1 pseudogene is annotated in these 854 nt (G+C 41.6%); it reads right to left on the bottom strand.

Features of this window, described 5'->3' with window-relative positions:
• Window positions 1-460: pseudogene (locus tag HT715_RS11590) on the bottom strand (phenylalanine--tRNA ligase subunit alpha); the annotation flags it as partial.
• Between the last annotated feature and the right edge of the window lie 394 nt (window positions 461-854).

Here is an 854-nt window from a genome sequence, read left to right as displayed (position 1 = left end):
CTTTTGGAAGGTTCATACGTTCAAAGTTATAGTAGTCGTGCTCCACTTCAAAACCATCCACGACGTGATAACCCATACCGATGAAGATATCTTCGATTTCTTCACTGGTTTGTGTCTTAACGTGACGGTAACCTCTCTCTCCTCCCCCACCTGCAAGCGTCACATCCATACTCACGCTAGCCAGTTGAGCCGCGACTTTCTTTTCTTCCAAGAGCTTAGCTGTTTCTTCAAAAGCAGCTGTCAAGACATCACGAGCTTCATTGACGTGTTTCCCGATGATTGGACGCATCTCAGCAGAGACATCTTTCATCCCTTTGAGGATTTCAGTGAGCGAACCCTTTTTACCAAGGACAGAGACACGCAAATCTTGCATCTCTTTTTCATTTCCAGCAGTAATCTGCTTCAAGCTAGCCAGCGTTTCTTCGCGAAGCGCTTTTAATTGTTCTTCAATAGTTGACATATTTCCTCCATCAGTCTCTCGTAGATAAAAAGAAAACCACATGCCAAAAACTCCACTCGGAGCGTTGACACGCGGTACCATCCGTTTTCATCTGACAAGTCAGACCTTCATTTCTAAATCCATGCGCAAGTGAATTCACCCAGCTTTCATATAGAGAGCTTGCAGTCACGGCTCTCCTCCCTGATATACTTCCCTTGGGCTACTAGTCTTTCAGATTCCTATTCAATTACTACTTAGTTTATCAGATTTTTACCATTCTTGCAAGACCTATCTTACTTCTGCTTGTTAGCTTATTCTTATCTAACTTTATAGCGGATTGAAATAAGATGAAAACAAATCGATTGGGAAAGTAAAATTAATTTCTATAAACGTTTTAGCAATTGTTTCGTACTAT

It is taken from the genome of Streptococcus sp. 4155 (assembly GCF_013276695.1).
In the GTDB taxonomy this organism is placed as follows: Bacteria; Bacillota; Bacilli; order Lactobacillales; family Streptococcaceae; genus Streptococcus; species Streptococcus pseudopneumoniae.
This window is presented reverse-complemented; position numbering and strand designations above follow the sequence as displayed.